Here is a 12,037-nt window from a genome sequence, read left to right on the forward strand (position 1 = left end):
GTGCAAAGATAAAATTTTAGCTTAGTTTAAAGCAAATTAGTTGGTTTTGTAAACCAGTTCTTAAAATCGGTCTTTGCTGCTTCAAAATCTGCGTGGCCAATGAGGCAATTGAGACTGGAATTACTCCGAATAGATTGGTTTGGAACACCCTCACCATTTAACCAGTTGTTGCATAGCTTTTTAATCAGGGCAACTTCATCATCTGCAACGGCATCCATGTCCATTGCGTTCAGCTTTGCATACTCATCTTTATCAATTCCTGCCGGTAAATCCCAATATCTACCTGACGGATCATCAATCAATACCGGTCTTAAAGCAGGATTCATGCGGATAAAATCGACCGGCTGCCCTGGCATGGATGGGTTCAGGATCATATAGGCAACAAAGGCAGCCGTATCAGGCGGATCGTTTAAGATACTGGTTCCCATTTTCTGGACGTCCTTAATCAGGCCGGGCGCTTCATGTTTGGCTTTAAGCTCCTCATATTTTACAGGGATATCTTCATCATACTGCAGTTGCGATACTGTTCCCGTACCGATAGAAAGCACCTGAACCTGCTCAATCTGATATTGCGTTTTGTTACAAATCGCCTCGGTAACCGCCACTAAAACCGGATTATTATTGCCTGTAACGCCACCATCCCAGTAATACTTAGGTTTATTATTAACCAGAAATGTAGCCGGTTCGTTAAAATAATTGACAGGCGCAGTACTCGAAGCATGTACAGCATCAACCAAACTTACGATACAATCTGCCGGACTTTCTGCCTGCTGAGAAATATTTTTAATCCTCTTTTCAATAACAGCTGTGGAGGCCATACTATCGCAATCAGACCTGAAGAGCTCAGCCCTGTTGCGGTAATAATCGTAGCCGATAATCAAAAACTGGGTTTTAATTGCACCATTTAATGCAATATGCACCGGAATATCCATCATGTCGATTTGCGCAATACCGGGTAAAATCTCTTTTAAAGCAATGTGCTTTCGCTTAGTGGCATATTTAGCACCAATCTTAAATATTCTGGCCACGCTGCTTAATAAACTTCTTTCAAAAAAGCCAAGTTTCGAAAACACCCTGTTTCTTAGCTTTGCATCATCAAATATTTTTTCTATTTCTGAAAGCCGGAGGTTCTCTGCCATTGCTGCCGCTACCAAACTGCCTCCGCTATTGGCCGATACCAAATCAAACTCTGCCAGCACTTCATGCCCCGTTGGGTCGGGATTGTCAAAAGTTTCGGCGAACAGCTTACGCAAACATTTCACCTGGATAAGTGCCCAGGAACCACCGCCATCGAGCGACAAGATCCTGTAAGTTTTAGCATTAGGCATGATGCATCGGTTTAAGAACACTTAAAGCTATGCATAATTAGCCTCCAAAACAATATAGATTTAGGGTCAATATTTCTAATTCAAGTTTTACAACAAGCAGGAAAACATTACCTTGCAATATGAACTTTTTATCCCATTATTATTTCGACAGGTCAAATCAGGATGCCAGTGTGGTAATGGGAACTGTTTTACCCGATTTAATTAAAAATGCAATGAAGGATGCCAACCTGTATCCTCAGAAAAATGAATTTCTGTTTAAAGGCAACCCTGACGAAGAAAACCTGCTAACCGGCTGGAAAAGACATTTAGCAGTCGATTTGCATTTCCACTCTTCTGCTTTCTTTTTTGAGAAAACAGCTGTACTCAAGCAGCTGATTAAACCCGTCGTTGAAAACACGCTGGTACGTCCCTCCTTCCTGGCACATATCGGGCTCGAATTGTTGCTCGATCATTTATTGATTGAACATAACCTGATACAGGTAAACCATTTTTACGATCACCTGAATGCTATTAATAAAGAATCACTCACCGATTTCCTGGAACATTGCGGCTTAAAGGATCAAACCGTATTTTTCAAATTTCTCGACGGCTTTATCAGTAGCAAATACTTGCTCAGCTATCAAAAGATAGACAATATCAGCTATGCCTTAAACCGGATTTGCATGCGCCTCTGGCCCGAAACCCTTGGCGAAAAGCAGTTACAGCAGCTTACTTTTGAACTGGTGGTTTTTAAAGAAATATTACAAAAGGACTTTATGGCGATTTTTGAGGAAATCGAAAGGAAACTTGAAATCTAAAACAGTACATCCTTTCATTTCGCATTTAAATTGAACTTTAGATCAGCTCAATTTTCCGTGTACACTAAAGCTTTTTGTTTGCAAATCATAAAAACCCTTTCATCCTTTTTTTATATTTGTAAATGCCCTTAACAGCGATACAAGAAGAAATGGATGCCCTGGTTGCCGAGCTCAACCAGCACAATTATAATTACTACGTACTGGCTATGCCTACCATTGGCGATTACGAGTTCGATAAAAAACTAAAACACCTTCAGGATCTGGAACATGCAAACCCCGGGTTTGCGGACCCCAACTCTCCTACCCAGCGTGTTGGCGGCGATGTGACCAAAAATTTCATTACCGTTAACCATAAATACCCCATGCTCTCGCTTGGGAATACCTATAACGAGCAGGATTTGCGCGACTTTGACGAACGCATTCGTAAAGCCATTGGCGATAATTTCGAATATGTTTGCGAACTAAAATTTGATGGACTATCCATCAGCCTGACCTACGAAAACGGTAAACTAATCAGGGCAGTAACCCGCGGAGACGGTACCAAAGGAGATGATGTAACGGCTAACGTTAAAACCATCCACACCATTCCACATCAGCTTAAACAGTCCGTAGCACCCGAGCATTTCGAAATTCGGGGTGAAATTTTTATGCACAAAGCGGCTTTTTTACGCTTAAACGCTGCCCGCGAAGAATTGGGAGAAATCCCTTATGCCAATCCACGTAATTTCGCTTCAGGTACAATCAAAATGCAAGACAGTAAAGAAGTAGCTAAACGCCCTTTGGATGGCTTTATTTACTTCCTATACACCGATAAAAATGAATTCAAGAACCACTGGGATAGCCTGAATGCGGTAAAAGAATGGGGTTTCCATGTTTGCGAGCACAACAGATTGGTTGCTAACATCGATGCGGTACTTGATTTTATTCACCATTGGGAAGAAGAACGTTTTAAGCTCAGCTACGACATTGATGGGATTGTAATTAAAGTAAACAGTTTTGCTCAGCAACAGGAACTTGGCTTTACTGCCAAATCGCCACGCTGGGCCATTTCTTACAAATACAAAGCAGCCGAGGTTGAAACCATTTTAGAAAAAGTAACCTACCAGGTAGGCAGAACGGGTGCAGTAACGCCGGTAGCCAATTTAAAGCCTGTTTTACTTGCCGGAACAACTGTTAAACGTGCCACCTTGCACAATGCCAATGAGATTGAACGTTTAGACCTTCATCTTGGCGATACCGTATTTGTAGAAAAAGGTGGTGAGATTATTCCTAAGATTATTAAAGTTAATCTGGATAAACGTTTAGCAGATTCTATTAAAGTTAACTATTTACACAATTGCCCTGAGTGTGGTACCGAGCTCATCAGAAAAGAAGGTGAAGCAGTTCATTACTGCCCTAACGATGAAGGTTGTCCGCCGCAAATTGTAGGAAAAATACAGCATTTCATCTCGCGTAAAGCGATGAATATAGATGGTCTTGGTGATGAGACGATCGAAACTTTTTACAAAAATGGCCTGATAAACCACATTAGTGATTTGTATACGCTTCACCAAAAATCAGATCAGTTAAAAACACTCGATCGTTTTGGCGAACGCTCTATCGACAACATGATTGCCGGTATCGAAAAATCTAAAGAAATGCCTTTCGAGAAGGTGTTGTTTGGTTTGGGTATCCGTTACGTAGGCGAAACGGTGGCGAAAAAATTAGCTGCCGGCGTGAAAAATATCGATAACCTATCGAAGGCTACTGTTGAAGAATTAATCGCCATTGACGAAATCGGGCAGCGCATTGCAGAGAGCATTGTTGAATATTTTGGAAAATCGGAGCATTTACAGCAGGTAGAATTATTAAAATTAGCCGGATTGCAGTTTGAAATTGAAGAAAAAGTAATTACACTTGATAGTGACCGACTTATTGGAAAAACATTCGTAATTTCGGGCGTTTTTGAAAACTATAGCCGCGATGAGCTAAAAGATATGATTGAAGCCAATGGAGGCAAGATTTTAAGCGGTATTTCGGGCAAATTAAATTATCTGGTAGCAGGCGACAACATGGGGCCTTCAAAACTGGAAAAGGCCAATAAGCTCAATATACCAATCATCAGCGATGCAGAATTATTAGAAATGATAAAATAAATGAGAGAGGGATTGAAATTATAAATGATTGAATGTAAGCATTCATTCAATTCCTCACTCAAAATTCAATAATTATTAATTAAAAATGAACAAATTTCAGGGTACTGGTGTAGCATTGGTTACACCTTTCAACACAGATGGATCAGTTGATTATAATGGTTTAAAAAACCTGATTAATCATTTGGTAGACGGAGGGATAGATTACCTCGTTTCTTTAGGTACAACCGGCGAAACTGCCACTATGACCAAGGACGAGAAGAAGAAGGTGTGGGCCTATACTGCTGAAATTAACAATAACAGACTACCTTTAGTTGCCGGAATAGGTGGTAACAACACTTTGGCAGTAGCCGAAGATATGAAAGCCTTCGATACAGCCGGTTACAGTGCCATTCTATCGGTTAGTCCATATTACAACAAACCTACACAAGAAGGTATTTACCAGCATTACAAATATCTGGCTGAAGTATCTCCTTTAGATTTGATTTTGTATAATGTTCCGGGGCGTACCATGAGCAACATGAGTCCGGAAACTACCTGCAGACTGGCACACGATTTTAAAAATATCATTGCTACTAAAGAAGCTTCGGGCAGTTTCGATCAGTTTAACCAGATTATGAGAGATAAACCAGCAGATTTCCTTTTAATCTCTGGTGATGATCCGATCACTTTACCTATGATTGCGCTTGGTGCATCAGGCATTATTTCGGTAATCGGAAATGCTTTGCCTAAACAACTTTCTGATATGGTGAAACAATGTTTGGCAGGCGATTTTAAAGGTGCTACTCCAGCTCACTTAAACCTGATCGAGTTTACCCGTTTGGCTTTTGCTGAAGGCAATCCTGCAGGTATCAAAGCGGCACTAAAACATATCGGTATTTGTGGCGACACAGTTAGACTGCCATTAATTAAAGCTTCTTCGCAACTTGAACAATTAATTGTGAAAGAAATTGAAAAATTAAGTGTTGTAGCTTAAAATAAATGGTGCCCGGAGGTTAAATATTTGATTAATCGGGCTCACAATTAAAAAATCCCTTTGAATTACAGCTAATTCAAAGGGATTTTTCCTTTTAGACAATTAACATATTTCTTCGTTCCATGAGCAAATTATCCTGCCATATCCCGTTTATTTTACCAATCTTTTCGCGATAGCCCACAACCCTAAAGCCTGCCTTTTCGTGGATTTTCAGTACAGCTGCATTTTGTAAAAAAATCCCTGCCTGTAACATCCACACCCCTACTTTTTCGCTCTCCTTAATTAAGGTATCCAATAGTAAAAAACCAATGCCTTTATCTTTATGTTCCTGCTTTACGTAAACTTCTATTTCAGCTACACCTAGCCTATCATATTTAGCCGACACAGGCAACAAAGCAATCCAGCCTACAATTTCTTTATCCTTACAGGCCACAAACCTGCACACTTTACTATGTGAGGAGTCCCAGTCTTCCCAAGACATTTCGGGAGTTCTAAAACTTGCCATACCGGTTTCGATTCCTTGCTGATAAATCGTACTTACCTCATCCCAATCAGCTGCACGCATTGCTCTTACCATAGCTTATATCAAATTTTCAAATCAAAAAAAATACCTAAATACCCTATAGTCTATCTTGTTTATACTACAAAAATACCAAAAACAGTACCTTTTATACATATTGAACAAAACAAGTTTGTCCTGTATTATAAATCAACACAAGTATATCCTAAAAAGTTGTCTAAAAGTGTATTTTCGTAACAAAAACGTTAAGACAACGTTTTTATGGACAGCCGTTTTTGGCGTATTCGGCAGGACTCATTCCCACCAGCTTTTTAAAAGCATTGTAAAAAGCACTGCGAGATGAAAAGCCTGCACTGTAAGCCAACGCTTCTAAAGTGAAATTCTGAACGATTTCGGGATTACGAAGACTGTCCTTGATCCAATTGATGCGATATTGATTAATGTAATCGATAAAAGTCTTATTGATATAACTATTGAGTACGATAGAGAGTTTATGGCTACTTAGGCCAATTTCCTTAGCTAATGACTGCAACCTGATTTCTTTATTCCTGAAAGATTGGTGTGTGTCCATATGGCCTCTCAACTTTTGTTCCCACGTTTCGAGTTCCTTGTTTCGCTCTTCCTGCACTGCAAAACTTTTTTTCACCCCTAAAAGTGTTGAAGGTTTTACATGAAGCAACGAAGCAATCAAGTCGGAAGGCAGACGATCTAAATAACCGGGATTGGTTTCAGCAAAATACTGATAGCGTTCCTTAGCGTTACCTACACGGATAATATGCGCCCTTTGCTGGGCATGTTTATAATACCGCTCTAAAATTACCCTAAAGATATAATTCAGTTCGAAATGTTGCAGAAATAGTCGGTTAACTTCGCGGTTATGAATCGCCAGCAGATCGGTATCTTCTACAGCAATAGCATGTTCTTGTGAATGAACGAGCCCGTGCAGCCCAGATATTGAACTCACAAATTCATTTTCGATGGATATGTAGGTTGTAATCTTTTGTTTTTTATGCGTAGTACAACCCATTAAGGCACCTTTTTTAATAAAATAGATGTATTCGCATACTTCATTTTCATTAAAAAGAATTTGATCTTTCTTTATACTGAGTTCCAGGATATGCTGCTCAAACTCTCTAACAAGCTCTTTACTAACGGGATACACAACAGACATAATCCCAAGTAGGCGATTAATGTCTTCTTTATTTGAACGATTGTATTTTAAATTTCCCGACATTATATCCTAAATTACTTGCGCTTATCTATCTTCAGCCCATTGCTCACAACAAAAAAATATTGATTAGATTTCTACCTCAGCATGTTATTTAATTAACACAGGAGTAATTTTTTAAATAAATACCTGGTATTCAGGGCAAAAATGAGGAGCAGCCAAGTCTTTACACCATAAATGGTCAACTTGTAAAGAAATTTTAATGCTAACAAAAATAGAAAACAAATAAGACTTATCGGCAGAATAGCATAATGCTTATTAAATCATCTTATTATTTTTACAAAGCGGAAAGAAACAGGAATATAATTTAGTGTACCAGTGGCACTTAAAGAACAAAGGCCCCTGAAAATTTCAAGAGACCTTTGTTTAAATATTTTCGATGGCTTAGGCTTTGTTCTTGGTATCCTGTACCTCTAAACGAATGGCCTGGGCTAGGTTTTTTAAATCTTGCATACCTTTACGTACGCGGGTTCCAGCTGCGCTGTTGCCTTTGTTATAAAACTTGTCTGCATCAGCTTCTAAAGCTGCCACTAAACTTTTCACTTCTTCAAATTTTTTCATTTTTTTATGGCTCCTATAATTTTAAAGGTTTGATTTTTAATTATCTAACTCTAATTTAAACGGTTTAGTGTAATAAAAAAACTTTTAATGTGATAAAAAACGGCCTTTAAAGGGCTTTTTTTTCCACATCAACGATAATTATAAACATATATAATACAAAAAAAAGCAGTCAAGCATTTGTTTATCAATTAAATACAAACCAAAACGTCAATAAAACGCTTGAAAAAGGCTTAAAACGCCTATATGTAATTTTATTTATACACATACCGCAGTCATGAATTGTCCTGCAAGCGAAAAATTAAACTACAAAATTGCCTGAAATTGAAAAGGCTCTTAATAAACAACCAATGGTTCAATAAGTAATGAGCAAAAACCTGGAAAATCCGTGAATAATAATCTTTGAGCCATTGAACGAATGAACCAGTTAACAAATGAACAAATGGTTAACAATTAATTAAAGAATGTAACGTAAATTGCAACTATCGCCCACAAAAATTCATAAAATATTTAAAGCTATGAGTACAATTAAAGTAAAAGACGGCACCGAAATCTATTATAAAGATTGGGGTACAGGACAACCTATCGTATTCCATCACGGATGGCCCTTATCGGGTGATGACTGGGATACGCAAATGATGTTTTTTGTTAACCAGGGTTACCGCGTAATTGCGCACGATCGCCGTGGACATGGCCGTTCGAGCCAGGCTTCAGTAGGGCATAACATAGAAACCTATGCTGCTGATGTTGCCGAATTAACCGCTGCGTTAGATTTAAAAGATGCAATACATATTGGCCACTCTACCGGTGGTGGCGAAGTAGCCAAATATGTGGCCAAAAATGGCGATCGCGTTGCAAAAGCGGTATTAATTAGCGCTATAACGCCAGTTATGATCCAAAGCGAGCAAAACCCTGAAGGCGTGCCTTTAGCTGTTTTTGATGAAATACGCCAGGGAACAGGTTTTAACAGGGCACAATATTATCATGATTTTACAGATGCATTTTACGGTTACAACCGCGAAGGTTCAAAATCAAGTGCGGGCGTTAAAAACAACTGGTGGCGCCAAGGCATGGCAGGCGCTGTTAAAGCACATTACGAAGGCATTAAAGCTTTTTCTGAAACCGATTTAACCGAAGACCTAAAAAGCATAAAAGTACCGGTATTGGTGCTACATGGCGAAGATGACCAGATTGTACCTTTTCATCAGGCTCCCAAAACAGTAGCTCTATTGCAAAACGGCAAACTGATTGCTTACCCGGGTTTTCCGCATGGTATGCCAACTACTGAAGCTGAAACTATTAATAAAGATATTTTGGATTTTATTAAGTCTTAGAGAAGTCTTAAACGCAAAAAACCGGTTATTGATTAAATAACCGGTTTTTTTTATTTTAATTGCCGCTTATGCAGTGGCAAATTGGTTTTCTTTATAATAACCGCTTTCTAGTTTCTCTGCTACTTCACTAAATGCATCTAAAGTACGCTGAACATCTTCTAAAGTATGTACGGCAGTAGGAATTAAACGCAACTCGATCATTCCTTTCGGGATTACCGGATACACTACGATTGAACAGAAAATGCTATAATTTTCACGTAAATCGTAAGTGATTGCTGTGGCATCTGTTAGCTCTCCTTTTAAGAATACCGGAGTTACCACTGAATCGGTAACACCTAAATCAAAACCACGCTCACGCAGACCTTTTTGCAGGGTCATGGCGATTTCCCAAAGCTTATCTTTTAATTCCGGTTTGCTTTTTAACAGTTCTAAACGTTTTAACAAACCGATAACCATTGGCATTGGTAATGCCTTCGCAAAAGTCTGAGAACGCATATTATACCTTAAGAAATTGGTAATCTGTTCTGTAGAAGCTACAAATGCACCTATACCGGCCATAGATTTGGCAAAAGTACCGAAATATACATCAATACCTTCTATGCAATCCTGAGCTTCGTGTGTACCTGCACCAGTTTTACCCATGGTACCAAAACCATGTGCATCATCAACCAGGATACGGAAATTAAAATCTTTTTTAAGGTCTACAATTTCTTTTAATTTACCTTGTGCACCACTCATTCCGAAAACCCCTTCGGTAATTAAAAGAATACCACCGCCAGTTTCTTCAACCAATTTGGTAGCACGCTCTAATTGTTTACGGGCACTCTCAATATCGTTGTGTTTGTATACGAAACGTTTACCCATGTGCAAACGTAAACCATCTACAATACAAGCGTGCGATTCGGCATCGTACACTACAACATCATTTCTATCTACAAGAGTATCGATAATAGATACCATTCCCTGGTAACCATAGTTTAATAAAAATGCATCGGGTTTACCAACAAATGCTGCAAGTTCCTGTTCTAACTGCTCGTGATAGTTTGAGTTACCGCTCATCATACGGGCACCCATTGGGTAGGCCATACCAAATTTTGCTGCAGCCTCTTCATCTGCTTTTCTAACTTCGGGGTGATTGGCTAAACCTAAATAGTTATTTAAACTCCAAACCAAGTGCTCTTTTCCACGGAACTGCATGTGTGGTGCAATTTCTCCCTCTAATTTTGGAAATGAGAAATACCCATGAGACCATTTCTGGTGTTGACCAAGCGGGCCCATGTGCTTTGCTATTTTATCAAATATATCCAATGTATTATCTGTTTTTTTATAATAAAAATTTTGCGAATTTAAGCTTTATTCAGCTTAAAATCAACCGTATTCATCCACTGATTGTCAATTAACTTTTTCAACGTACCAATTTTATGCCAAAAAAGCCCCGGTTTATATTTCGGGGCTTTTAAAGGTATTATTTGGGTCGATTTAGTCAACGTTATCGTGCAGAAAAGAGTTGTTAGGTCTGATTTCTGTACCTCCATCCTGATCGTTGCTTAGCGTAAAACGGCTAACCTGTGACTCTGATGAATGCTGAACTTGCTGTAACTGCATTTGTTTGCGTTTGTAAGCAGGTTCGTTTTCCAGCTCCTGTAAACCATTTGTAGTGCGCAATTTCATGCTTAAATCTTTTAAACGTAAAATACGTTCTTTCGATTTTTTCAATTGCTCTTCCATTGATTCGTCGTTCTTATCATCATCTAAACCAACAACCGGCATTTCGGGTTCTGGTTCAGGTACATGCATTTGAGCAACTTCTGCAACTGGTGTTTCAAAAACGAAATTGGTTTCTGCCAGTTTCACTTCAAATTCAAAGCCTGTTTCCTGAGTTTCCTCAATGGCGTGCGGCTCTTCCTCAATCAATGTATGGCGAACCACATTGTTTTCTGGTTCCTGAACTTTCTGAGGTTCAGTTTTATTGAACATACCACCAAACAGATCCACTTGCGAAATCTCTTCCTTAGCCTTTAAAACAGGCTCATAAGAAGGAGCTGCTTTAGGCTGGATAAAAGAATTTACTGGTTCAACGGGACGAACTAGCGGAGCTTCTTCTGGTGTTAAAAGTGATATTTTCTTTTTATTTTTTTCTTCGTGTACGCGTTCTTCTGAAGTTTGGAAACCTGTAGCAATAATGGTAACAGAAAGTTTATCGCTCAAAGATTCGTCGGTACAGTTACCCCAGATTAAATCGGCAGATAAACCCGCTTTTTCCTGAATGTAATCAGTAATGATCGACACTTCATCCATGGTTACCTCACGCAAACCTGAACTGATATTCAACAAGATGTAACGGGCGCCTTCAATTTCATTGTCTTTCAACAATGGAGAAGCCAAAGCACCTTCAACGGCCTGTAATGCACGATCTTCGCCCTCGGCAGCAAAGCTACCCATAATGGCTACACCGCTATCTTTCATTACAGTACGCACATCTTTAAAATCCACGTTGATATAACCTGGTACAGTAATGATTTCGGCGATACCTTTTGCAGCGGTGGTTAAGATATCATCGGCCTGACCGAAAGCTGAGCCTAAGGTTAAGTTTCCGAAAATCTCACGCAGGCGGTCGTTAGAAATTACGAGATAAGAATCTACGTATTTTTTCAGTTCTTCCATCCCCTCGTCGGCCTGTAACCTACGTCTTTTCCCTTCGAAAGAAAAAGGCGTGGTAATAATGGCCACGGTTAAAATATCAAGTTCTTTTGCAGCTTTTGCGATAATTGGCGAAGCACCTGTTCCGGTACCACCACCCATTCCTGCCGTAATAAAAAGCATTTTAGTGGTACTACCCAACATTGCCTTAATATCATCTATATTTTCTATTGCCGAGTTTTTACCAACCTCAGGAATAGAACCAGCACCCATTCCTTCGGTTAAACTTGCACCTAATTGTACCTTGTTAGGTATAGGGCTAGATTCCAAAGCCTGGGCATCTGTATTACAAATAATAAAATCCACACCAGTAATACCCGACAGGTACATATGGTTCACCGCGTTGCCGCCACCGCCTCCAACACCAATTACCTTGATGATTGAAGACTTATCTTTTAACATTTCGAACTGCATATCTTTATGAATCAGTTGTTTAAAAATTTTTAAATTCTGTTCATTACTCA

The 12,037-nt window shown here is 39.2% G+C and carries 10 protein-coding genes; 4 read left to right on the forward strand and 6 right to left on the reverse strand.

What is annotated here, in order from left to right; translation table 11 throughout:
* Nucleotides 1-26 precede the first annotated feature (26 nt).
* Nucleotides 27-1,328, reverse strand: a complete 1,302-nt coding sequence (locus HWV58_RS00740; RefSeq protein WP_175632228.1) for a patatin-like phospholipase family protein — start codon at nt 1,326-1,328, stop codon at nt 27-29.
* 119 nt (nt 1,329-1,447) lie between these two features.
* On the opposite strand from HWV58_RS00740, the gene HWV58_RS00745 reads away from it, so the two are divergent.
* The 3 genes from HWV58_RS00745 (at nt 1,448) to dapA (ending at nt 5,233) form a co-directional block, all read left to right on the forward strand.
* On the forward strand, nt 1,448-2,125 hold the full coding sequence (locus HWV58_RS00745; RefSeq protein ID WP_175632229.1) for an ACP phosphodiesterase: 678 nt from the start codon (nt 1,448-1,450) through the stop codon (nt 2,123-2,125).
* A gap of 122 nt (nt 2,126-2,247) precedes the next feature.
* On the forward strand, nt 2,248-4,260 hold the full coding sequence (gene ligA / locus HWV58_RS00750) for an NAD-dependent DNA ligase LigA (protein ID WP_175632230.1): 2,013 nt from the start codon (nt 2,248-2,250) through the stop codon (nt 4,258-4,260).
* A gap of 85 nt (nt 4,261-4,345) precedes the next feature.
* Entirely contained in the window at nt 4,346-5,233 is an 888-nt protein-coding gene (dapA, locus tag HWV58_RS00755; protein WP_175632231.1) for a 4-hydroxy-tetrahydrodipicolinate synthase, read from the forward strand.
* A 94-nt stretch (nt 5,234-5,327) separates the two neighbouring features.
* Here dapA and HWV58_RS00760 read toward each other — a convergent pair whose 3' ends face one another.
* The 3 genes from HWV58_RS00760 to HWV58_RS00770 all read right to left on the reverse strand — a co-directional run bounded on the left by HWV58_RS00760 (nt 5,328) and on the right by HWV58_RS00770 (nt 7,542).
* A complete protein-coding gene (locus HWV58_RS00760; protein ID WP_175632232.1) occupies nt 5,328-5,810 on the reverse strand; it encodes a GNAT family N-acetyltransferase in 483 nt (160 codons plus the stop codon).
* 202 nt (nt 5,811-6,012) lie between these two features.
* Nucleotides 6,013-6,987 (reverse strand): helix-turn-helix domain-containing protein, encoded by a 975-nt coding sequence (locus HWV58_RS00765; RefSeq protein WP_175632233.1) that lies wholly within the window; start codon nt 6,985-6,987, stop codon nt 6,013-6,015.
* A 378-nt stretch (nt 6,988-7,365) separates the two neighbouring features.
* The gene (locus HWV58_RS00770) at nt 7,366-7,542 is read right to left on the reverse strand and encodes a hypothetical protein (protein WP_010602932.1); all 177 of its coding nucleotides are present in this window, start codon (nt 7,540-7,542) and stop codon (nt 7,366-7,368) included.
* A gap of 515 nt (nt 7,543-8,057) precedes the next feature.
* Between HWV58_RS00770 and HWV58_RS00775 the strand changes: the two genes are divergently transcribed.
* Nucleotides 8,058-8,873, forward strand: a complete 816-nt coding sequence (locus tag HWV58_RS00775; protein ID WP_175632234.1) for an alpha/beta fold hydrolase — start codon at nt 8,058-8,060, stop codon at nt 8,871-8,873.
* Nucleotides 8,874-8,939: 66 nt separating this feature from the next.
* Here the strand turns inward: HWV58_RS00775 and HWV58_RS00780 are convergent, their stop codons facing one another.
* Complete coding sequence (locus tag HWV58_RS00780) at nt 8,940-10,181, reverse strand: aminotransferase class I/II-fold pyridoxal phosphate-dependent enzyme (RefSeq protein ID WP_175632235.1); 1,242 nt, start codon at nt 10,179-10,181, stop codon at nt 8,940-8,942.
* A 171-nt stretch (nt 10,182-10,352) separates the two neighbouring features.
* Nucleotides 10,353-11,987, reverse strand: coding sequence for a cell division protein FtsZ (gene ftsZ, locus HWV58_RS00785; RefSeq protein ID WP_175632682.1), 1,635 nt, complete (start codon nt 11,985-11,987; stop codon nt 10,353-10,355).
* Nucleotides 11,988-12,037: the final 50 nt, after the last annotated feature.

Origin of the sequence: Pedobacter ghigonis, from assembly GCF_903166585.1 — a bacterium.
In the GTDB taxonomy this organism is placed as follows: Bacteria; Bacteroidota; Bacteroidia; order Sphingobacteriales; family Sphingobacteriaceae; genus Pedobacter; species Pedobacter ghigonis.

Coding starts and splice junctions, on each gene's coding strand:
- HWV58_RS00740 (WP_175632228.1), bottom strand. CDS start 1,328: ATGCCTAATGCTAAAACTTACAGGATCTTGTCGCTCGATGGCGGTGGT.
- HWV58_RS00745 (WP_175632229.1), top strand. CDS start 1,448: ATGAACTTTTTATCCCATTATTATTTCGACAGGTCAAATCAGGATGCC.
- ligA (WP_175632230.1), top strand. CDS start 2,248: ATGCCCTTAACAGCGATACAAGAAGAAATGGATGCCCTGGTTGCCGAG.
- dapA (WP_175632231.1), top strand. CDS start 4,346: ATGAACAAATTTCAGGGTACTGGTGTAGCATTGGTTACACCTTTCAAC.
- HWV58_RS00760 (WP_175632232.1), bottom strand. CDS start 5,810: ATGGTAAGAGCAATGCGTGCAGCTGATTGGGATGAGGTAAGTACGATT.
- HWV58_RS00765 (WP_175632233.1), bottom strand. CDS start 6,987: ATGTCGGGAAATTTAAAATACAATCGTTCAAATAAAGAAGACATTAAT.
- HWV58_RS00770 (WP_010602932.1), bottom strand. CDS start 7,542: ATGAAAAAATTTGAAGAAGTGAAAAGTTTAGTGGCAGCTTTAGAAGCT.
- HWV58_RS00775 (WP_175632234.1), top strand. CDS start 8,058: ATGAGTACAATTAAAGTAAAAGACGGCACCGAAATCTATTATAAAGAT.
- ftsZ (WP_175632682.1), bottom strand. CDS start 11,987: ATGCAGTTCGAAATGTTAAAAGATAAGTCTTCAATCATCAAGGTAATT.